Annotated in this window: 14 protein-coding genes; all 14 read right to left on the reverse strand. The window is 42.4% G+C overall.

Translation table 11 applies throughout. The annotated features are described in order from the left end of the window. Positions 1-374: 374 nt before the first annotated feature. The 14 genes from DYD21_RS10185 to DYD21_RS10255 all read right to left on the reverse strand — a co-directional run bounded on the left by DYD21_RS10185 (position 375) and on the right by DYD21_RS10255 (position 22,779). Complete coding sequence (locus DYD21_RS10185; RefSeq protein WP_147303552.1) at positions 375-719, reverse strand: hypothetical protein; 345 nt, start codon at positions 717-719, stop codon at positions 375-377. Positions 720-1,356: 637 nt separating this feature from the next. Beyond that, positions 1,357-2,238 (reverse strand): endonuclease/exonuclease/phosphatase family protein, encoded by an 882-nt coding sequence (locus DYD21_RS10190; protein WP_116036098.1) that lies wholly within the window; start codon positions 2,236-2,238, stop codon positions 1,357-1,359. 181 nt (positions 2,239-2,419) lie between these two features. After that, complete coding sequence (locus DYD21_RS10195) at positions 2,420-4,102, reverse strand: alkaline phosphatase family protein (RefSeq protein ID WP_158551509.1); 1,683 nt, start codon at positions 4,100-4,102, stop codon at positions 2,420-2,422. A 218-nt stretch (positions 4,103-4,320) separates the two neighbouring features. Beyond that, positions 4,321-5,334 carry an aldo/keto reductase gene (locus tag DYD21_RS10205; RefSeq protein ID WP_116036107.1) on the reverse strand — a complete coding sequence of 338 codons (1,014 nt, stop codon included), beginning with the start codon at positions 5,332-5,334 and terminating at the stop codon, positions 4,321-4,323. Between the two features lie 169 nt (positions 5,335-5,503). Continuing rightward, entirely contained in the window at positions 5,504-7,699 is a 2,196-nt protein-coding gene (locus tag DYD21_RS10210; protein ID WP_116036109.1) for an alginate lyase family protein, read from the reverse strand. Between the two features lie 53 nt (positions 7,700-7,752). Continuing rightward, the gene (locus DYD21_RS10215; protein WP_116036112.1) at positions 7,753-8,526 is read right to left on the reverse strand and encodes an outer membrane beta-barrel protein; all 774 of its coding nucleotides are present in this window, start codon (positions 8,524-8,526) and stop codon (positions 7,753-7,755) included. 16 nt (positions 8,527-8,542) lie between these two features. Beyond that, positions 8,543-10,354 carry a hypothetical protein gene (locus DYD21_RS10220; RefSeq protein WP_116036114.1) on the reverse strand — a complete coding sequence of 604 codons (1,812 nt, stop codon included), beginning with the start codon at positions 10,352-10,354 and terminating at the stop codon, positions 8,543-8,545. 154 nt (positions 10,355-10,508) lie between these two features. Beyond that, a complete protein-coding gene (locus tag DYD21_RS10225; RefSeq protein ID WP_158551511.1) occupies positions 10,509-12,884 on the reverse strand; it encodes a DUF4962 domain-containing protein in 2,376 nt (791 codons plus the stop codon). Between the two features lie 75 nt (positions 12,885-12,959). After that, entirely contained in the window at positions 12,960-13,499 is a 540-nt protein-coding gene (locus tag DYD21_RS10230) for a hypothetical protein (RefSeq protein WP_147303553.1), read from the reverse strand. Between the two features lie 5 nt (positions 13,500-13,504). Then, complete coding sequence (locus DYD21_RS10235; RefSeq protein ID WP_116036122.1) at positions 13,505-15,664, reverse strand: alginate lyase family protein; 2,160 nt, start codon at positions 15,662-15,664, stop codon at positions 13,505-13,507. A 123-nt stretch (positions 15,665-15,787) separates the two neighbouring features. Further along, on the reverse strand, positions 15,788-17,494 hold the full coding sequence (locus DYD21_RS10240; protein WP_116036124.1) for a T9SS type A sorting domain-containing protein: 1,707 nt from the start codon (positions 17,492-17,494) through the stop codon (positions 15,788-15,790). Between the two features lie 60 nt (positions 17,495-17,554). After that, complete coding sequence (locus DYD21_RS10245; protein WP_158551513.1) at positions 17,555-20,779, reverse strand: TonB-dependent receptor; 3,225 nt, start codon at positions 20,777-20,779, stop codon at positions 17,555-17,557. A 33-nt stretch (positions 20,780-20,812) separates the two neighbouring features. Further along, positions 20,813-21,931 (reverse strand): FecR family protein, encoded by a 1,119-nt coding sequence (locus DYD21_RS10250; protein WP_158551515.1) that lies wholly within the window; start codon positions 21,929-21,931, stop codon positions 20,813-20,815. Between the two features lie 209 nt (positions 21,932-22,140). Then, the gene (locus DYD21_RS10255) at positions 22,141-22,779 is read right to left on the reverse strand and encodes an RNA polymerase sigma factor (RefSeq protein ID WP_116036132.1); all 639 of its coding nucleotides are present in this window, start codon (positions 22,777-22,779) and stop codon (positions 22,141-22,143) included. Positions 22,780-22,984 lie beyond the last annotated feature (205 nt).

Below are 22,984 nucleotides of genomic sequence, written 5' to 3' on the forward strand. Positions count from 1 at the left end.
GCTTCAATGAATTTTGAGCCATGAGAGTGTATTTAAAATTTCATTTAGACTGTGCCCCTCTAATTTTTTGGTATGCTACTCTACACTAATGTTGAACCGTTCATTTAAGTCACACATATAATGTCTACTGATGAAAACTAATAGCTTTCAAGATCAATTTGTATTGAAAGTGCACAGCTCATTACAGGTCGTTTCTTATTTAATTTCCAGAGTTAATAAATGTGCAGGAATCCATTTTCAGCTTTCACTTATTTTTCTGAAAAATAATGCCCTTACTCAAGCGGATCCGGCCCTTGAATTAAACAAAAATACCTTAGACAAATTGCTAATTGAGTCGATTCAGGGACTAAAATCTCTTTTCATGAATATTTAATTCACCTTGACGGCTGCAACCATGATATGAATGCCATGGATTTTAGCCGGGTCATCAATGCCATCATGAAGAGTTCGGATTTGATTACAAAGAAGGCGGTAAGATCCTGGTCCAGATGAGCGACCATTCGGTAAAGGCGACCCAAATGTTCCTGAAAATTGCAGCGGCTTTGCAATCTGGCAGCATAACTATTGCCCATAGCAGCATCGTCCAGACCTTCTGTAAACGCAGGCAAACGGTACTGAAAAAGAAAATGGACTACGAGTCCCAGCGCGGGGACTTTAGCCGGTAGCCATACAGAAACAGGTAGTACATTACCTGTCCCTGTTTGCAGCAAAATTTTCATACGCATACATAAACAAACAACGATTATGAGCTATTATCCAAAAAATAAGATAACATCGGCGACCTAAGCGATTTATAATCAAAAAGCAGCCTCACCGGCAACCAAGAGTTTTACGCGTACATGACTGCTATTTTTGTGGTTGGGATAGGGATTGGTGTGTTTGGCTTTTAAACAGATCTATTTGGACACCATTTACAATGCCAAAAAGAACTGACATAATGGATGTTTCGAGATCTTTATTCTCTGCGTTATTTTTTTCAGCCGTAACCCGATAATGCGGTGAAGCAGCACTTCGTCTCCAAAGCAAAAAGCAATGTGAGAAGAAATGACAAGGTGATCATCAAAAAGTGAACCTGTTAGTCAAACGAACTAAAAAGAACGCATCATCTATTTCCTACTATATTCTCCAGTCAGCCTCATCCAGTATATAAACCAGGTGAAAATATCTTTGCTGATCTGTTTCAACACCGTAGTGCAGATGCTTTGTAATCATAAAATTCTCACCTGCGACAAAACTCGATCTACCAAATGAACAGAATACAATTCAGACGGCACCAAACTCCACATCAACTCTTCTTCAATTTAGGCAAGGTCTATAATCTCACCCGATTTAGTTTCAATTTTCATCCGATTTCAATCAAGGAAGAATGATTTCAGAAATTACTGGAAGATGATCAGAAGGAAAACGTCCATCATAACGATCATCGAGAATACGATGATTCAGAACCCGGACTCCCTCACTAACGAAAATATAATCAATTCTGGATTCCGGGAGCCTGAGCTCTTCCCAGTTATTGGACGATGCCGTTGGACCTTCATGACCGGTTTCCGACGCATATCTGGCATCATTGAACCTGGAATTTTCTCTAAAAATCCCGTAAGCACTTGAACTTTCCGAAAAATTCAAATCTCCAGTTATTATGACGGGAGTATTTTCTTCAATCTTAGATGCCCGCTCCAGTATAATTTTGGTACTTTCAACCCGGGCCATATCTCCTCTGTGATCAAAATGTGTATTGAACACATAGAAGATCTTATCATTCAGAAGATCATTAAATTTGACCCATGTAACGATTCTTGTTATTGCCGAATCCCATGAAATACTACCTGGCATCTCAGTTTCTTCCGAGAGCCAAAATGTATTAGTTGCAATCAATTCAAATCGGTTTTTTTTATAGAAAATGGGAGAAAATTCACCGGCATCTTTACCATCATCACGACCAACACCCACCCAGTCATAATTCGGCAACATTTCTTGCAATTCATCTAGTTGATGTCGCAAAGCCTCTTGGACACCTATTATATCCGATTCATATTTAGGCCCCATCATTTCAGCTACATGATCACTTCGATGCGGCCAAGCATTTTTCCCATCATCTGGATTATCAAATCGGATATTATAAGACATCACAGATATAGACTCATTGAAAATCAATCCACAACTTAACCAATCTTCATCCTTAAGTTCAGTTGATCCGCCAATCAGTAATAATAAGAGGGTTAAATTTAAAATTTTCATTAATCTTTCCAGCCAGAATTTTGTTTTAGGTTAGGATATTCTTTGAATATGCATTTGTTATATTTTCTATTGAAATTTGTGACTTTCTCTAACTCTTCTGAGTATTTGGCAACCAGATTTATTCATCACTTGCGTGGTTTATATACAGCAAAATGTATTCACCAGATACGGAGTTTTACTACTATCGTCTCATCAAATCATTCAGCGGATTGCCAATATTTCCGCTCGGGAACGGTGAATTAAGAAACACCGAGACCGTTGAGGCGATATCCGAAACATAAACTTTCTCATTGGATTGGCCGTGAGTAATCCCATTTCCTAAAAATATCAGAGGGATGTGGGTGTCATAAACCCAGCCGGATCCATGCCCGGTCCCGCCGGTTCCCGACCCATGGGTTTGCGGCTGTAACCAGACAATTACATCACCCGATCTTTTCTGGTGGAAAGCATGCATTGCACGTGCCCGCATTCCTGTGGTATATTCCTGGTTCTGGAGTGCATCTGCCGTAATTGCCCCTCCCACGACATCCAGTGACAAAACAAATCTCTGAACCTCTTTTTGGATAGCCACATGATCCATTCCGTTTTGATCAATATAATCGTGATCTAGAAAGAGATTCTGGTTGCTGTAAGCTAAAAGAAAATCCTCGCCATAGGTCTGTTCCAGGTATTCACGAACTGCCTGCTGCACTTGTCCACCTGCTGAAACTCCAAATTCCGAATGTCCTGTCGGAATACCCAGATCGCTCATATACTCAGGTATATATGCCCCTCCGTGATCGGCTGTCAGGAATACTAATACATTATCCATCCCGAATTCACTGTCCAGATAGTCGAAAAAATCTGCCATGTAACGATCAAGACGCAAATAATAGTCCTGTACCTGTTTGGAGCCCGGCCCGAAGCGGTGGCCAATCGCATCGGCTGCTGAAAGGGCAATCATCAGCATGTCTGTTACATCGCCCCGGCCAAGCTCTTCCCCTTCCATAGTGGCAACGGCAAGCTCAAACAATAACTCGTCAGCAAAAGGCGTGGCATTGAGTAGACCGGGCCCCTGATCATGTTCTTCAACGAGATAAGCCAGGTCAACGGGAAATGTCGGGGTATCCATTCCTGAAAACGTTCCTTCATAGGGATTATCGTCCGGCCGACTTTCAACATAACCTTCAACCGGAAGTAGGGTTTCCCAGGTACGGGTAAGATATTCCTGTGGAAGATTTCTGTCATTGAAATCCTGCAGCCAGCCGGGCAGTTCGTCCATGTAATAGGTAGATGTAATAAAATTTCCTGTTGCCCCTTCATACCAATAAGCATCACCAGTATGCCCGGCAGGTAAAATGGCTCCCCTGTCCTTGCGTGAAATACCCACAGTTTTTGACCTCTCTCCTGTAAACATAAAAAGTTCATCCCCAACAGTGGTAGTAAGCATATTAATTGGTGATTTTTCGCCATTATATTCCGGCCGCGATCCCACCCCCTCATAACCAGACCCGACAGCCTCAATCACGTTTATATTGCGATCCAGTTCACGCACATACCAGCTGTTGCCTATCAAACCGTGTACACTGGGCGTTGCCCCGGACAGCTGTGCAGCATGTCCCGGTCCGGTGGAAGTTTGCAGATGACGAAAATAGGCATTCCTGAAAGTATGCCCTTCATTTAACAGCCGTTTGATTCCTCCTTCTTCATAATGATCCCAATATTTATAAATGTAATCCGGCCTCATCTGATCGACGATTAAGCCAACAACCAGATTAGGAGTGTCGTAATGGGGCTTATCAGGAGTATGTTGCTGGGCTTTAATGCCACTTGCTCCGATTAGCATTATAATCCAAATAGTATAGAAGCTGATTAATGATTTCATATTAATTAATATGAGTTGTTGTTGATTAGTACGTGATATAAAAAATAGTTTTGGATTTTTATCTATCTTCATTTCTTACAATTACATAAGACAGCTGGATATAGATGGTAATTTCAGATCCCTCGATCTCAACCCTGACAAATAAGTTGTTTTGAGATACATCTGAGATCTTTATTCGGTTGCCGAATTTGAACCATTCCTTATCATTGACAACCGGATTATGAGGGTGCAACTCCAACATTATTTAGGCTAAATTCATCTAAATGTGCCGTTATTCTATTCAGTTCATCCTGGGTTAAGGTAAAACTCAATGCCCCTGCATTTTCCTTTACCTGGTCTTCATTTCGAGCGCCCACCAATACACTACCAATTCCTGGTCGGTTAGCGGTCCAATGTATGGCCAGTTGCGCAAAAGAAGCGTTATATTTATCTGCAATTGGTTTAATTTTGGACAATAGTTTATTTGTCTGAAGGACATTTTCATCCGTAAAATATTTACTATCTTTTCGAGTGTCGTAGCCGGTAAACTTGAAATGTGGTGTTATTTTTCCCGTAAGCAAACCACGCTGTAACGGACTATATGGAAGGATGTGCATTTGTCTTTCAATCGCTTGCGGAATCACGTTTTTCTCAATCTTGCGATTAATCATACTATAAGGCACCTGATTGGAGGCAAGAGGAATCGTTTTCAGAGCTTCATCTACCTGTTCTGTAGTATAATTACAAACTCCGGCTGCACGTACTTTTCCTTCATCAATCAATTCGGTAACAGCCTCCATGGTTTCGGAGATTGGTGTAGAACCGTCCGGCCAGTGAATTTGATACAGATCTATAGTTTCTATATTGAGCCGTCGAAGACTGGCCTCGCATTCTTTTTTTACCCGTTCTTTTGAGGCCCATCTATATATTTTTACAGGATTACCCGCATCATCCTGACTGTTAGAATGGAATCTGCCGTCATTTGTCTCCCAATTAAGGCCATATTTGGTGAGAATTTGGTATTGATTACGATCTGTATTTTTTAGTGCTTTTCCAATCAGTTCTTCACTCTTTCCGAATCCATATACTGGAGCGGTGTCAATCGTAGTCATTCCAAGGTCAACTGCGGTTTTCACAGCTTTGATGGCGTCAATCTCGTCTGCACCGCCCCACATCCATCCACTTATAGCCCAAGCACCGAATGCAATGGGAGATACTTGTATGTCTGAAAGTCCAAGTTGTCGTAATTCCATTTATTAACCTATCTAAAGTTAGTTAGTATATCCCGTTTTTTTCCATTTTCTGTAATTGGATAATAAACAGATCCAATTGGAATATGGGATACTGTGGTTAATTTTCAGTATGTCTGTGACAAACCAAGGTGATTCAGGAATTTTCAGCACCAAAAGCTAAAACTGATTCTTACTCAATTCCAGGAGTGCCTCTAGTCAGTGGCACCGTCACAATTGTTGGTTCCTCACCCTCAATATGAATTCTTACTTTACCGGTATTCTGATCCATGAGATCTGCCCCAACTTCCGGCACTGATCCACTGGCCGGAACCAGAACCCAGGCAAAGGTAGAATTATTATCGATCTGTGCTGTATAAACAGCCGTTGGAGTGGGTTCTTTATTTCCATAAGTCTCACTATACCAGCCCCGTATATATGGCTCGGTTTGACCTTTGATGATCTCAACATCCCAGGAAACCTCACCGGCGGGAACAAGGCGTAAATTCCCTTTGGAGGTGTCATTGGATACCACCTGTATGTCCTCAATCACCGCATGTACATCCGGGGCAAAATGCCATAACGCTTCCAGTTTTCGAGGCCTGTCGGTAGTTACCCGGTCAACAACCACCCAGTATTTTCCCCTGACATAAAATACGGCACGAGTATGTTCAGCTTCACCTTCTGTATTCTCATATCCTCCGGTAAATGTATCTACAGCATAATCAAATTCTTCAGTATTTACATAATCAATCCCTTCCTCCAGCGGATCTTCTGCAATTCTATCCCAGACATCCTGGCCGGCACCATCTATTAAAATTACGTTTTGTGAAAATGAACTGCGAAAATAACCTCTCCACATGGTGGGATCAAAACTGAAATAGTCCTCATGGGTATATCTTCCGGTATCTACCAGTAAATCCCTGCCGTATGCATGAACGGATAAATGCAGCATATCCCGGTGCTGATGGCCGGTTCCGTAAGGTCCAGTATGGAAAAACCCCCAGTGGCTATCCGCATCCCAGCCGTTGCGCATAACATGGATTCCAGCCCATGGAAATACCCGCGATGGCAATCCGTCAGGTTTCATGCCCTCTTCCCCATTTGTAGCGATGTATATCCAGTCGGGCCTGTCAAAAATATCTGCTGCACCTAAAACGACGGAAGCCATATCTCTTCTGTCGGAGTCGTTATTCAAAGGTTGGTAACCATCAGGACGCATACTATATACAAGGTAGTTGTACATCTCCTCTACTCTCTTTAAGTATAAATCGGAAACTGAACGACCGGCATTGCGATAATTTTCTATCAAGGTCTCAAAATGCCTCAGTGCAACAAGTTGATACGTGCTTGTTAACTCCGTTTGAACACCATCAGGATACACCTGTATTTCTAGTTCTTCTTCCATCTTTTCGAGTGCATACTCAACCCAATCATCAGCCTGTTGGAATTCAGGAAATGCCAGACCCACTAAGCCAAGACCGTTCAGCTCCATAGTTCCATGATTATGTCCTATAGCATGATGTTCCTTCAGATAAAGTGCATGTATGGGAATACTTGATAACATCATTATACGGGCCGCCGGAGAAAAATCCTCAGCATTCTGAAATCCATAAAAAGCCTGGGGCCAGGTATCTCCCATTCGATTACCGGCTTCGAGAACACGCCAGATTACTTCATTTATATCCCGCCAGTCCAGTTCAACAGTTGTGGTTCGCAGAACCTCCCATATTCTATGATCCTTATCAGGCAACGGGTTATGTAGGATCCAGTCCCGTATGATCAGATCGAATTTCTCTGCATAGGCATCCTGACCAGTTTCATGCCAACCTCTTAATAGATCAATGAAAAATCGGTGTCTGTTTATAAAATAACCGAATTCCGCATCGTTTCGTGGTCCGTGATAGGTCCAGTCCCACCCACCGTTTTCAGTCAGTGGAATTTCAGCCAAACCATTTCGGGTAATCTTATCATTCAAGAGTTGCTCTGCACGGTTTCGATCTTCAGTGCTTTCAAATGTATAGGGTTTCTCCCTCAGCCAGAGACCGGAGTCTGAATTCTTGTAATAGGTAATCAGCCGGTTTGCGGCTGAAACCGTATCTGCATTTTGCAGCGACTGCGATACAGGTTCGAGACCGGGATACTCCAGATCAAGATGAGAAAATAAAGACCTGATAATTTCGGGATGAGACTCCCATAAATCCTCTATAGAAATGATATCCTGCCAGCCTGAGTTCAAAGTATCATCTGCGGTTTCGGTTAAGCACCCCCAGGCATCATCAAAACAAATAGTTGAATGAGAACTAGCATGAACATTTATGATTAGTGCTAATATCAATATCGGAAAGAGTATTAGTGAATGGAGGAGATTTCCGGTGATTGTATTCATTCTGGGATCTGTTTTATTATTTCACAAATATTGTTAATGATGTTTCATGTCTGCTAGAACCGCACCCCAAGGTTTGCAATAAATCCTCTGTGGAATGTGTTGCTTTCATAGAATTTCAATGAATCTGTAAAACCATGGGAATAGTATCCCTCTATAAAAAATCCATAGGGAAAATGCAGCCCCATCCCCAGATCAGCACTAAAATTTATTTTACTGTAATGCTGGTCCACCACACTGGCAATATTGGTTTGTGTATGTGATTCTCCCTGCGGCGTTCTGAGAGCAAAAGAATGATCAAAACCCGCTACTACAGAAAATGTGGGTCCGAGAAGAACATAGGGAGTAACTGTACCGACCGGAACAGAGTATATAAAACGGATCGGAGCTTCAATTATATGGAAGGTGACGGATGAATGTACGTTTTCATTAAAGATTTCATCTTCCGAAAAAGGCCCGCCCATCTCCCGGTTAAATTCAAAACCGTGTAATTCTTCATCCATAAAAAGTTCTACCCCGTCATAAATCACACGATTAATATGATTATCCAGATTACGCTGCGTCTTTTCCACGTAGTTTAATTCAAAACGTATATTCAGATCTGATACCCAGTCGTTAAGAATCTCCGAACTTATAAACAACCCGATTTGATAACCCGATTGCCGTTCTGCCTGATCAATGGTACTGCCCTCAATAGCGAAAAGATTGAATCCCCCCTTTATTCCGAAGTGGACGGATTGTTCAGCTTCTTGTAACCCTTGTGAATATGATCCTTTATTGATTGTAAGGCATACTATCAATGTTATAAATACTGTTGCTGTTCGTTTCATAACAGGTACCCTTTTTTTATGTTATCCGTATTTTATGCTGAAATGGGGTGATTCCTGTCAAAACAACAGTCGGAAGATCCATTTTGGGCAGGGTTCCCCGTAAATCCGCATTTGAATGCAAATATGTGCCGGGTCCAAACGTGATGGTACTGCCGCCGGCCCGGTAACTGCCAAAGCCGTTTTTCAGGAAATAGGTATCCTCAAGCTGTTCATGCCTATCTACGCCGGTAAATACACCTTCGGGCCTGAAAATCAATTCTACCGTTGTGGGAACATTATCAGTGCCCTGTGCACTGACTTCCACTTCAAAACCACCCTCGATTTCACGAATTACAGCACGCTGGATTAATGGATGCACTCGTGTCCGCTCCCGGTGTTCTGTGTGCCACATCAGGCCATACGTGTCATAAAATTCAGGATCAAAATTCCAGTTATTTCCGATGGGCGTTTTTTCTTCCGGCACCGGCTGAACATAAAATCCCTCTGTTTTTCGTTCCAATACCCAGGCTCCATTTTCTTTCCGGATATCATCCGATTCAAATTGACCCATACCTGAAAATGAATTACCGAGTCTCATTCCCCACAGAATGGCATCTCCTTTGTGAAAAGCGAAAAAGATGCCTTTTTTTGTATAACGGGATATAATGGATGCATCGTAATTTCCACGCCTTACCCGCACCACTCCTGATCCGCGGAATTCTTTTTCATAATTACGCGGCAACGATCCCGACGGTGGCAGTGGTGACCACAGGTCCGGATCTTCAAGGAAATACTTCAAATCTCCGGTTAGCTGATTAAAATGATTTCTTTCGATATGGCGACAGGCTGCGGAATATGTTTGGTTGTCATCACGCAGGGCCAGATAACGATAGGAGTAATACTGGTTACTTAAAGACAGCATTCTTCGGCCATCCCGTTCCACCCTTTCCGATACCTCTTCCACCACCTGTCCGTTTGACGTGATATAGTAAAGAGTCATATCCAGGTTTTTTCGCACATAGTCGAGGAGTTCTGGTTTGTCAAAAAACTTCGACGTCATAACAAGTGCTCTGTTGGTATGCGCGCTGTATCCAACGGTGTCACGTTCTCTGTACTGGCCATCTTCATCGATGTCTATTCCCTCGGTAAGCCATCTATTGGCCCTGTCAAGATATCGTTCATTCGGCCACAATTCGTTGATCCGGCCCAGGGCATCACACATAATCCACCGGTGATTGGGCGTATGAACTCCGCCATCGACAAGTGCATCACTTGCCTTTTGCAGAAATGTTTGCAACGCCTCCAGTGTTTCTTCTGCCCCCGGGATATTATTTTTTGTTCTCAGTAATTTAAAACCGGGAGTCAGACCTCTGACACGGAAAGCCGTATCAGGTGGTGAATAAAAGTTATGATTCAATAAATCTATTGTTCCATCCTCATGCTGAACCCGAACGAGATAATTTGCAGCTTCTCTTACAATTTGCATCAACTCTTCAGACTCGTAATATTGTGATTCGGGTAATGTGATTGAACATATAGCCCTACTGATAAACCCGGAGGTGGAGTTGACAGACGGCAGGCCGTATCCATCCAGAAAACCACCGAAGTCCGGATCAGACGTGTCATTTACACGGCCATTCTTCAACATCTGTGGAAGATTGCCAAATCGAGTATCATTTAATGAGATGAGATCTATGATCCACTGCGGTTTTCTCCTGATTTTCTGTTTATCACCTGTAGCATCACCCTGTCTGTAAGGTACAAATACCAAACCTGCTCCCAGCGTAGTTCCGGTCAACTGCAGGAATTTTTTTCGTGAAAACAAATTGTGAATATCAGGATTATTCATTTGTATGATTTTTATCTGAAGGTTTTGGGAGATGATGGTATATAAGATCTATCATCATTTACGTGTTCATTTCCCTGATCTTCTTTAAATGAAAATGAATTATTCTTATCAGATGGTTTTATCGAACCCCAGTTTTCATTTCATACTCATTACATTAATTGTTAAAAAAATCAATCACCACTTCCATGGTTTCTGTGGATGAAAAGCCCTCGACAGAAACTTCCTGTTGCTCCTTTTCTTTCCATAAAATCAGGTCATTGTTGACACGCATTGCAATTCCACCCCGGGCTTCCAGTACCTCTGCTGTATGAACTGCCGAATCCTGTTCTGAAGATGATGTTTGTTCTGTGCTCAGGACTGTAACAAAACGAGTGGAATTTTCCGGGTCTGTTGTTGATGCCGTTAAATGAAACTGATCCGGCATTTGGCTGGGAAGATGATGACTTTCAGGAAGTGTTTCCGGATCAGGCGGAGGCGTATCAAAACCTGAACGCAGATCGATCGAAAGATTGCCAGGTTCCAGGAATCGTACCGAAAGCCGGGCATCTCCATGAGTTGACATCACTGTTCTGGTTTGATGATCAATCTGTATCTCGTTGATGGTGTGCAGAAGCCACTGATAGGTCGATTCCCTATCACCTGAAATGATATCATCAATTATGACGAAATAATCAGGCCGGTTAAACAGCACATATCGATGAAAACGATCCAGGCGTCCTTCATAGGCTTCTGTGGCATCTCCGACCGCGAATACATAATCCCCGAGCTCCTGGTGTTCAATAATTCTGCCTCTGGATTGACTGCTGTGGGATAGCTGGCCTTTATTATCCACCAAAATTGAGTTATGTGCTTTTGTTTGCCTGATCCACTCATCGTTGTGGGGATGAGTTCCGGGGTAGCGGTATCCACTGATTATGGCCAGGGATTCCCGGAATGCCTCAATTATAAATGAATTCTGATTTGCATGATTATGACTGACGGCTCCATAGGGATTGCTTTGAAACAACATCAGGATATTGTTTTCAGGATCTGCCATATTGCTGTGCATCGCCACAAGACCGACATCCCTGAAAGCATGGGATTGCGGTAAATCGAAAGGAGGCTTTGGCTGCACGATATCTGCCGTATCCACATGAAATGCTTCCCTGCCTAGTTCCACCGGCATGGATGCCGGGAACCGGACATCGGGATCAAATAAATTAAACTCCCCGTTTGACAACCTGCCGATGCCGTACTCTTCGGCATGCCATCTGAAATAGGGATTATTGTACATTGTTGTCAGCATTGAGGTTACCCGCCCCGCTTTAGATTCGATTGGCGTATTGTGTTCATCCCCGGGAGCCGAAGTCGGACGATGGGGATATGCGGCATAAAGCCCGTAATACCCGGTATTTTGAAGAAATGGTTTGTCTTTGACCGGGATTCCGAGCCTGTCAAGCTCATTCATGGCTCGCATCATCCGGCGAATATAGGCCGTCCAGTAATGTACACCTTCATGCCAGCCGCCCTCGGAGCTTCCCCATCCGGGATATGTGCTCCAGAGCAACTTTAAGGAATAATCAAACCAGTCCTGCGCTTCGGGAACATCGTGTGCCAATACCACGCTGCTTTCTAATATGAAACCCAGCATTCGTATGGCGTGATTGTGATATGGACGTGTTTCCAGCGGTCGGTCCCGGTGGATATCGTAGTGAATCTGCTCCATTCTCTGTGTTAAAGCACTGATACATTTTTGCCGTTCTGATTCACTCAGGTAATCATAGATCCAGTCGAATGTCCAGGGAGCGTGTTCGGCTATATCCAGACCCAGTTCGGAAGGCCAAATCACACTTGAAGGGCCATCAACATCCCACTCCATATAATTCATCAGCCGTCGCCTGGCCTCTTCCGCATATTTTTGGTCTCCAGTATACACATAAGCCAGTGCAGCAATAACCATTCGTTGAGTGTAGGGCCTCATCGTCTGCCAGTTTTCAGTGTACACTTTTTCAAAATCTTCATATTCATCCCATGGATCAGGTTCCGCAAAGAGCGGTTCGTTCATCTCCAGGATTTGATCAGCCATTGAAATAACGGGTTCAAGGATGTGAGAAAACCTTCCGTTCTCGTCAGAGCGAATGTTTGATACTACTTCGGGTGTAAAAAATAACCGCGGGCGTTTTTGAGGAATATGACTCAATACTTCATCAACAGATATAAAAGGGAAATTTACAGCATCTTCTGGAATTTCGAACGCGCGTATTTTACTGTAACATACTTCTTCGTCTTCATTACTGTAGCCATACCGCCAATACCATTGCCCCGGCTGCATGGTTTCCTGTGGAATGAATACAGTCATGTCTAGATTCTTTTCAGTAAATGTATTATCTGGTTGAAAATCCTTTGACTGGGAATATTGAACGATATAGCTGTCCACTGATTCGTGTGGCAACCAGACAAAAGCAGGAGGATTGGTTTCTGTAGTATCACCTTCGTCCGGTGAATAGTTTACTTCATCTTCAGCCGGTGGCCGATCCAGGCAATTTGCCATAGATAAATCTGAAACAGCCAGACTTATAAAAAGGATCAAACAAAAAGTTAAAGGGCTTGGATTCATATGACAGGTTTAAATTTTGGAATAAGAAGTAAACTTACCGGTAAGCTTAAATTCCTTACCTGATTTATTGCCATTCAATGTTACATCAAAGGATCCACTGACATAAGCTTGTGACACTTCCATAATTATCACCTCACCCGAAATGGATGAAACACGCTCTTTTGAGACAGCTTCATCACTGTTATTATCTTCATCATGTTCATCAGTATATGGCACTCCACATACCACTCCTGAACGGGGTTCTTCTTGAGAATTCGTGAGATATTCACCTTTTTTCAGGCCTTCATCTGACAATTTGAGTATATGAATACTGCAGATGACAGGCTCCGCGTCTTCCAGATAAAAAGAGATCATGCCCGGCATGGAAGAATAGGTGGATATTCCGGAGAATTGCATGTTATCCTCTCCATAAATCAGTGTGGCTTCAAAAACATTATCAGGTTTTTGGTCAGTAATGTTATCGAAAAAAACTGTTATCATCGAAATAGCTGTCAGGCAGGCGATGACATATTTGAACCTAAAGATCACAGACATAATTATTTTCCTCATATCGGTCAGTTAAGATTATTAATTTCTGGCAGTCCATCGTCCAGCGGAACAGTTACAACAACCGGCTGTTCACCCGCTACTTGTATCTCCACATCCACATTATCCTCATTAACAATGGTAGATTGAACTTCGGGAACGAGCCCGTCTGCCGGGACCAGTATCCATGCAAAAACAGAATCACCCTCGATATTTGCTGAATAGATAGCTGTAGGATTGGGTTCTTTCTCACCATACGTCCTGCTGTACCACCCCTGGTAATAGGGTTCGGTCTGGCCTTCTATTATTTCGAGCTCCCAGTGAATATCACCTGAGGGAACAACCCTGATATTTCCTTTTCCCTGATCATTGGAAACAACCTGTAGTTCTTCTATCACTGCATTGGCATCAGGTGCATATCGCCACAGGGTTTGTATCTCTCGTGGCCGGTCTGTTGTTAAACGATCCACAACCACCCAATACCTGTCTTTTACATAAACTACTGCCCGTGTATGATCCGCCTGACCTTCAATTCCTTCATAACCGTCGCTAAATGTACCCCGGGCAAAATCCAGCTCTCCAGTATTGATGTAATCCCGGCCTTCCTCGTGGGGTTCTTCTGCGATTCTTTCCCATACATCCTGGCCGGCGCCATCCACCAGAATTGCATTTTGCGAAAAGGTACTTCGGAAATATCCCCGCCAGACTGTGGGATCAAAACTGAAATAATCTTCATGAGTAAATCGTCCGCTGTCAACCAAGAGGTCTCTACCGTATGCGTGAACAGACAAATGCAGTTTATCTCTGTGTTGATGTCCGATTCCGTACGGCCCGGTTTTAAAAAATGCCCAGTGACTCATCCGGTCCCAGCCGTTTCTCATAACATGAAGTCCTGCCCAGGGAAATACCCGTGAAGGCAGACCATCAGGTTCCACACCCTCTTCACCGTTTGTTGCGATAAATTTCCAATCCGACCGGTCATAATTTTCTGATGCCCGCAAAACACGCGGGCGCAGATCCTCCCGGTCGGAGTCATTGTTCAGAGGCTGAAAGCCATCGGGGCGCATACTGTAAGCCAGGTAATCATACATTCCTTCGATATGTTGCAGGTAGGAATCAGGAACCGCTCTGCTGGCTTCCCTGAAATTTTCGACCAGGTTTTCAAAGCGGCTCAGTGCCACCCAATGTGTATTTGTTGCCAGTTCCATTTGTACTCCATCGGGATATACCTGTCCACCGTTGATTTCAGCTTCCATTACTTCCAGTGCATAGTCGATCCATTCTTCGGATTGTTGAAATTCCGGAAATGTCAGCCCTATATAACTCAGCCCATTCATTTCCATGGTGGCCCAATTGTGGTGAACCTGGTGGTATTCCTGCAGGTAGTCGGCATGGATAATAAAACTGTGAATCATTAATAGCCTGGCAGCTGGTGTAAATTCATCTGCTTGTTGAAAGCCAAAAAAAGCCTGTGGCCAGCTCTCTCCCATTCGGATACCTGCATCAATATCACGCCAGATTACTTCACCAATATCACGCCAGTCCAGTTCTTGTGTAGTTGTTCTGTGGACTTCCCAGAACCTGTCGCCCTTTTCGGTGAGGGGATTATTAAGAATCCAATCGCGAACGATTTGATCAAATTTTTCAGCATATTCAGCATTTTCAGTCTCGTGCCAACCATTGAGTAAATGGAAAAAATATCTGTGTCTGTTTAGATTATAGCCAAATTCATCATCCTGATCTGGTCCAGTATAATTCCAATCCCATCCTCCACCATCAGTTGTTGGAATTTCAACTGTGGCACCGGTACGGGTAATCTTGTTTTGTAGTACATTTTCGGCTTGTTCCTGGTCATCGGGGTCAGAATATTCGTACGATTTTTCCCTCAACCATTTTGCTGATTCTCCAGATCGGTAATAGTCTAAAAGTAAATTAGCGGCAGACAGAGTATCAGAGTTTTCAAGGGCAGTTTTTACCGGCTCTAATCCGGGATAGTCTATATTTAGTGATGAAAAAATAGTATGAATTTTTCCCGGATACTGATTCCAGACGTCTTCAGTGGTGGTTATATCCTGCCAAGCGGCAGCCGGAGATTCCTGCCTGTCTTTATTATTATCATTTACCACGAAGACTATTCCAAGTATAGATAAGATGAATAAATAAGCGGGTGAGATAGTAAATATGTTCATCACAGATTTTGTCTTTTTAATAAATGATTTCTGCCATTTTCAGAGTATAAAAAGCAGGAATGTGTTCTCTGCATAAGAACACACCCCTGTATTTTCATATATCACACTGATCGTTTGATGGTCTTACTTAATCAGAGTTATTTTCATTGATTGAACCCTACTTCCGGCTTCCATTCTAACTAAATAAGTACCGCTGGAAAGACTGGAAGCGTCGTATGTTACAGCATACGTGCCTGCAGAATGTGCGCCCAATTCAATATTATCAACCATTTGCCCGAGAATATTATACACTTTAAGTGTTACATCCGAGGATTCAGCCAGTTGATATTGTATGTTGGTTGTAGGGTTGAACGGGTTGGGATAGTTTCCTAACAGTTTGAATTCGGTAGCTATCTGGTCAGGCTCTTCAATGTTTGTCGGCATTTCTCCAGCTTCCCAACGATCCTTCAACTCAGGGAACCAGTTCAAATCCCCAATAGGAAAACCATTCTCGGCGGCCGTGAACGATTGTGCTGACTCGTTATAACTGAAATCGCGCCATGTATCAACACCAATAGACCCTGAGAATGGAGGATCCTCATCATCTCCGTTAAAATTTTCTCTTCTGTCCCATGGTAAAGGAAGTTCTTGGGAAGGATCTTCAAGATATGCCGTTATGTATTCCACAACATTTTGATAGTCGGGACGGTCGGTAAACTGTAGTTCTTCTTCATTTTCAGTGATGTTATCTTCAAAAACCAGTACACCCAGTTCCTGCAGGTTGAATCCTGTTGAATCCATCATCTGATCATGTATAAATGGCCGTGCCGCCGGTTCTTCGGTAAAAGCCACCGAATCTCCATCAGCTATGTTAGCATCCCAGTGATCCTGCAGCACCTGCACATATTCCTGCCGCATAGTGCCAAGATTATTATTGCGAATCACCAGGTTTCGGTCCTCATCATTAAAGGCTTCAATCGGGTCGGCACTCATAAACGTCAATACGCTGTGATCAGCATATCCAGTACCGTCTCGGCCAGAATTACCACGCCAGCCGATATTGACCATATGATTGTTTGTAAATACCAGCTCTTTGGCAAGTCCGATCTCCAAATGGTATCCCCAGTCCACAACCGTGTTATGATCGAATTCAAAATAGTTTACTGTTCCGCCAAATGTTCGAAGCGGGAAATGAGTACCCAAGTACATCGTATTGTTTACAAATACGAGACTGTCTGCATTATTTCCCCTGCTGTCCCATACCCGGCCACAACTCGGATCCGTGGTTTGACCCATATGTTTGAATTGGGAGTCGGATACAAACCAGCTGATGTTATCGGCATCGCTTCTTAGTATGAAACAACCATGATGAGCGAAATAGGAGTTTTCTATTCTCCCCGTATGCCCTTCGGTTCTGATTCGCATATTTCCGTTCCAGGCTCCCTGATCATCAATCCCGGCATAATAGACTCCCCGAACCGTTAAGTCATTTTCGGCATGAATAGGATGGTGACCTGCAAAATCGATGTCTACACCTGGCCTAATGATGGGTGGATGCCCATCGCCCTCTTCGGCTTCTATAATGAGGTGATAATCTTCGTTTATAATGGTTGCCTCTGTCCAGTATACTTCGCCGCGCTGCAATCTAAAGATAACCCCATCGGCTCCATTTTCTTCTATGGCCATGTTGAGATTACCGATTTCTGCCGGATAATTATCTGGTTCGACGTCTATATATGTTTGTGCGTTAACCTCATTAAACACACTTAGAATACAAATTAAAAATAAAAGCAGAGTGGCTCTTAATCCCTGCATCACAATTTTGGCATGTTGCTTTGTATCAATGTACATACGCTGTATCTCCTTTTTGTTATGGTTTTAATGTACTTCAGATGATTTCGGGACTGTAACTCAAAAAGTTAACCTCACCCCCAAATCAAAAGATCTTCCGAAAAACTCTCTTTTTGTCGGAAAAACATCACTAAATAGTTGAGCAGCATCTGGTTCATTGGTAATGTTGTGCAGATTCAGATAGATGCTCAAATTTTCTCCAAACAGTTGCTGTCTGATCACAGCGTCAAACCGATTTAATTTTTGCGTATTGGAATCAAACTCGGGTTTCAATCCAACAGAAAACAGCTGGGGACCCTGGTGTAACATTGTTACACGGGCGGAAAAACCACGATAATCGTAACCTACTGAAATATTGGCGACATAATCTGGTTGTTGAGGCATACTGCCAACACGGAATGTATCAACTCTGACAATACCTTCTGAGGTACGAATAGCCTCAGACCTTGGGTACTGAGTCTCCGTATTCATGGCAGTGATATTGGCGTTGATAACTATCCCATTAAATGGTGATCTTAAAAACGTGAAATTACTTTGCCACTCAACTTCTAGTCCTCTTACATTTGTTTCAAGGGGATTATTAAATGGCTGCACAAGCTGATAATTACGTTCCGTTCGGCTCAGACCAAGTTCCTCATAGTCAGCTAGAATTCTCATCTCTCTCAAATAGATCAGATTATCAATTTCCTTATAAAATCCGCCGATTGTAAACATGCCAATCCGGTTACCAGAAAAAGTGAAAAATAGATCATAATTTATAGCTTCAGATGGCAACAGGCCCGGGTTTCCTCTTCGAACCCACCGGCCTTCCGGATTTATAGCTGAACGTGGAACCATTTCAGAAAAGCTTGGGCGGGAACTACTTTTGGTATATGCCATCCGAACCTGGAACCAATCAGTCATTTCATATCGCAGCTGAAACATCGGAAATATTTGATCGAAGTTTCTTGTCGCACTCGTATCTGCAACCCAGCCTGTATGATTTAAAGTACCGGACATTACACCATGAACTGCCTCATACTGGCCATCAGTTTGTTCATACCGAACACCGGGCATGAACATCAACCGTGATCCTATGTTCATTTCGGCCATAACATACGCCGCAGATATACGCTCTTTACCTCCCTGATTGTCAGTCAGTGCAGACAGATCATCTACGAATCGACTTCTGTGAATATGATAAATAGAGTTTACCAAATCCCGGTCAAGTCCATGGGGTAATCCAAAATTACCCAGAAACAGATTTTCTCTGCTATAATTTTCATCCACATAGTTAATCATGGAAATATTACCCAGATCGGTGGTGACCATTTCCCTGCCTTCTTCACTAATCAGGGTAGCATCATTGAAATTTGCCATAAATAGAGAGGTTAGCCTGTTATCACGGTCACGTGCTTTATCTAATATTTTCCCTCCAAATTTTAAATCACCCCGAAATAAATCGGAAACCGCCCAGGGCAGTGTTATATCTATCTGACCTATCGCATCTCTTTCCCTGGCATCAATTTCTGTTAAGTCGGTACGTCTCAATTCGGTATTGCGAAAATCATTATATGCAAAATCTGCCAGTGTGGTGATATCGCCTCTTAAATTAACCTCAGGTCGAAAGGCATTTCGCTCACGAAATTCGGCATCGTGATCAAATGGATGATGTCGTGAAGAAACGCTATGGGACAATCGCCATTCCAGTTTTACATTATTCAGCGAAGGAAACGAATGCTCCCCTGACAGTCTGGTTGAATATACATCCACTTCAATTTCTCGGGTTCGATAATGCCATTGTTGCCGGTTTTCAGCCAAAAGCAACCTACGCCTTAGCTCTCCTACATCTCTGTTGAGGCGGCTTGCAAATCCTGAAAGAAAGATTGTTCCATTCGGTATATGTATATCAAACATTAAACTCCCGCCAATTCGATCTCTTGTTTCGTTTGTAGCAAATACGTTCATATCACTTGTTTCAAGAGGAGCATGAGGTTCCCCGGCCCGCCTCGGCCTGACAACACTGTATGTTGTTAATAATTCATCAGAACTGCGGTCATTACGCTGTATATCAAAAGAACCAGCAAACCCAATTCGGTTTTCCCAGAACCGCCGGCTGCCGCTCACGGACGCACCAAAATTCTCAAATGCCTCTACTTGCCCACTATACCCTCCTTTCAAGTTGAAACGGAGAAAAGATTCTTCAGGAATATTTGCAAGGTTAAAATTAACCGTGCCGCCAATCGCATCGGCATCCATATCCGGCCGGTTGGATTTATACAGTTCGATACCAGATAGCATTTCCTGTGAAATGAAATGTAAATCCACCGATCGCCCATCAAAGTCGGTGGAAGGAAGCCGTACACCATCGAAAGTAATGTTGTTATAACGGGAAGAGAGTCCCCTGATGGCAACATTTCTCGCTTCTCCGCCATCCCGTACAATTGAAACACCCGGTAGCCTACCAAGTGATTCAGCAGCATTTGCATCAGCCAACTCTTTAAGACGGTCTTCCGATACAACATTAACAATAGAATTGGAGGAAAGCTGTGTTCGAATAGCCTGTGCTTGTCCAAGTGCCTGTGCACCGATAACTACCTCTTCACCTTCAACCTGATCCAGTTCAAGAGAAATATTTCTTTCTATAGTCTCACCAGCAACAATAGTTATCTCAATATTCTTGGTTATATAGCCAAGGTAGCGTACAATAAGAATTAGCTCTCCGGCAGGCAGTCGTTGCAGAGTATATTCACCATCAATATTTGTAGCTGTACCAATAGATGTATCTTCTACCAGAATATTCGCTCCGAAAAGGGCTTCTCCTGTTGAAGCATCTGTAACTCTACCTGTTATAGAACCGGTTTGCGCCTGTGAAATAGCATACGCCTCTAAATCAGAACGAAAACTACTCCGACTTCTCAGTAATACCAATTGCTGATTATTAGATATGGCAAACTGAAGTCCAGTATCATCCAGGATTTCCCAAAGTGCTTCATACACCGTAAAAGATTTGCCATCATACGAATATTTCTTTTCCTCCTGTAGAAGCGCTTTTCTGTACATTAATTTTAAACCTGCCTGATCTGCAACTGAATTCAATGCTTCTTCGAGTGTTGCGTTCTGCAGATGAAGATTAATTACCTTATGAAGACGTGCATAAGCATCGCTGTCTTCTTTCGGCATTTGATTCTGAAACGCCAATATCTGCTCGCTGGTGCTGGTCGATTCTGAGTTTGAAACCTGTGCAGTAATACCAGGTACAACCATCAAAATCGCAACCAGAGCTGCTATGAATCGCACCAACATTGTTTGTAAGATTGTCCTCAAAATCATCAGATATTACTTTAATGAATCTTTTTGAATTTCATCAGCCGGGCTGAAAGTTATTATTTGTCCCTCTCTGGTAAAGTTCAGATCAAGAGACAGTGCAATTCCTTTCAAAATTTCCATCATCGGCTGAGTATAGTCTATTTCTGCAGTAAGCCTTCTTTCCTTTATTCCACTACCTTCTGCAATAATTTTTACTGCATACCATCGTTCAATCAGCGGTAAAATTTCGCTCAGTTTCCTGTCTTCTAAGATAAGCCGACCTTCAATCCAGCCCAGATGCCAGCGCAGGTTTGTAACTTCACTAACTGTCAGGGAATAATCATGAGCCAGTATACCTTTTTGATTTTTTGAAATAGTTACTTCCTGATTAATGGGTGAAGACTGATCCCGATTTCCACCCAGTGACACACTACCCTCTTCTACAATCACCTCAATATTTTTAAATTCACCTGGCCAGGCCCTGACAAGAAATTTTGTTCCTAATACACGGGTATAAGCTTCTCCTGAATGTACTACAAATGGCACATCGGGATTGGGAGTCACTTCGAAATATGCCTCCCCTTCAAGAAATATCTCCCTCTTATTTGAATTGAAATGAAGCGGAACTTCCACCTTGCTATCCGCATGTAAAACAACCTTTGAACCGTCATTTAGGGTATAAACAGCTCTTTCACCGTTTTTTGTGGACAATACTTTTTTTGCAATCTCCTCTGCATTTTCAGCCTTTTGCAACGCCTGATGATTTTGATATGTCAGCAGGCCGGTAGTTAGCAGAATAAGTATTGAAGCAGCAACTAACGCAATACGCCTCAAATGTCTGCCGGGATGTTCCTTAGCTTTATCATTTAATACTTCAGAGTGATCTCTGCGAGAATAACCGTTCTCCGTAAACTTTTGATTTACTGCACTCGGTGTTTTATCCATTCGATCCATATTATACTCAAGGGTCTTCCAGGCATTATCTACGTTAATTTCATAGGGGAAACTTCCTGATTCAACCCAAATTTTATATATGAAATCAATCTGCTCTTCCCGCTTAGAGTCAGCTTTGATCCAGATTTCCATTTTTTTAGCCTCCTCTTTGGTCAACTCACCTGCAAAGTACTTTGCCAGTTTTACCCATGGCATATTGTGGTCCATATTTCTTACTACTTAGTAGTTATTACGTTATTTATTAGCTATTACACATGAGATTGGAGGTACTGTGACAAAAGAGAAAAAAAAATTGGTATTACTTGGAATTTTTTAGTGAGTCCAGATACTGAAGTTTGTTGAATGTAGAAACTCTACCAAAAGATCCTTCTATTATCTTTTTAGCTTTGACAAACTACTTTACATTAAAACAACGTTTTAAAAATCGATGCCAAAGTTGTTAAAAAAAGAGGTGCATAATCAGAAAGGTTCTTTCGCAGCATCTTTAAAGCCCGTCCCATCTGTGTGTTTACTGTATTTATAGATATATCCAGATGGTTAGCTATCTCTCTGTAGGTAAGGCCGCTATTCCGGTTCAATAAGAATATTTCCTTGCAGTGTATAGGAAGGCAATCAATCTCTTTTTGAATAGTATCTTTGAGAACTACAAGGTCCGTATCTTTTCGAAGAGTAGAATTGCTTTTGAGTTCCGTAAACAATTCTAAAAGTTCTTCTTCAGTGGCGTTTTGAATCTTTTTATGCCTGATTTCATTTAATGATTCATTTTTTATGGCAGCAAATAGGTATGGTTTGACTTTACCGGGAGGATCCCAGCTTTCTTTATTTGACCATATCCTCAAAAAAACAGTTTGTACTATATCTTCAGCATGTTGCGGGCAGCGTATAAATGTAAACGCATACCCGGTAAGCTGTTTATAGTATGTTCTGAATATTTTTTCAAAAGCCGCCCTGTCGCCCTCTTCCCGAACCTTTCTCACCCATTGCTTTTCAAGTAGTGGAGATTCGCTAAACTGTTGATAATCAAACTTTGTTTCAGGCTTCATGATAAATATGATTCAATCTCTTTATCAACACCACTCTCATCACTTTAGAGCAAAAGTTTATCTATGTACAGAATTATATATAGATAACTTTACTATTTTCTATATACCCAAATGAAAAAAAATTTGCAAGTAGCTTGTATAATACTCTTTAATTTGTCAGTCCAAATCAAAACCAAATTTCAGGTTAACACCAGTGTAGAATTTC

Origin of the sequence: Rhodohalobacter sp. SW132 (assembly GCF_003390325.1) — a bacterium.
Taxonomy (GTDB): Bacteria; Bacteroidota; Rhodothermia; order Balneolales; family Balneolaceae; genus SW132.

Bases quoted from the DNA above. Each gene is read 5' to 3' on its own strand.
- DYD21_RS10185 (WP_147303552.1), bottom strand. From the start codon at position 719: ATGAAAATTTTGCTGCAAACAGGGACAGGTAATGTACTACCTGTTTCT.
- DYD21_RS10190 (WP_116036098.1), bottom strand. From the start codon at position 2,238: ATGAAAATTTTAAATTTAACCCTCTTATTATTACTGATTGGCGGATCA.
- DYD21_RS10195 (WP_158551509.1), bottom strand. From the start codon at position 4,102: ATGAAATCATTAATCAGCTTCTATACTATTTGGATTATAATGCTAATC.
- DYD21_RS10205 (WP_116036107.1), bottom strand. From the start codon at position 5,334: ATGGAATTACGACAACTTGGACTTTCAGACATACAAGTATCTCCCATT.
- DYD21_RS10210 (WP_116036109.1), bottom strand. From the start codon at position 7,699: ATGAATACAATCACCGGAAATCTCCTCCATTCACTAATACTCTTTCCG.
- DYD21_RS10215 (WP_116036112.1), bottom strand. From the start codon at position 8,526: ATGAAACGAACAGCAACAGTATTTATAACATTGATAGTATGCCTTACA.
- DYD21_RS10220 (WP_116036114.1), bottom strand. From the start codon at position 10,354: ATGAATAATCCTGATATTCACAATTTGTTTTCACGAAAAAAATTCCTG.
- DYD21_RS10225 (WP_158551511.1), bottom strand. From the start codon at position 12,884: ATGGCAAATTGCCTGGATCGGCCACCGGCTGAAGATGAAGTAAACTAT.
- DYD21_RS10230 (WP_147303553.1), bottom strand. From the start codon at position 13,499: ATGAGGAAAATAATTATGTCTGTGATCTTTAGGTTCAAATATGTCATC.
- DYD21_RS10235 (WP_116036122.1), bottom strand. From the start codon at position 15,664: ATGAACATATTTACTATCTCACCCGCTTATTTATTCATCTTATCTATA.
- DYD21_RS10240 (WP_116036124.1), bottom strand. From the start codon at position 17,494: ATGTACATTGATACAAAGCAACATGCCAAAATTGTGATGCAGGGATTA.
- DYD21_RS10245 (WP_158551513.1), bottom strand. From the start codon at position 20,779: ATGTTGGTGCGATTCATAGCAGCTCTGGTTGCGATTTTGATGGTTGTA.
- DYD21_RS10250 (WP_158551515.1), bottom strand. From the start codon at position 21,931: ATGCCATGGGTAAAACTGGCAAAGTACTTTGCAGGTGAGTTGACCAAA.
- DYD21_RS10255 (WP_116036132.1), bottom strand. From the start codon at position 22,779: ATGAAGCCTGAAACAAAGTTTGATTATCAACAGTTTAGCGAATCTCCA.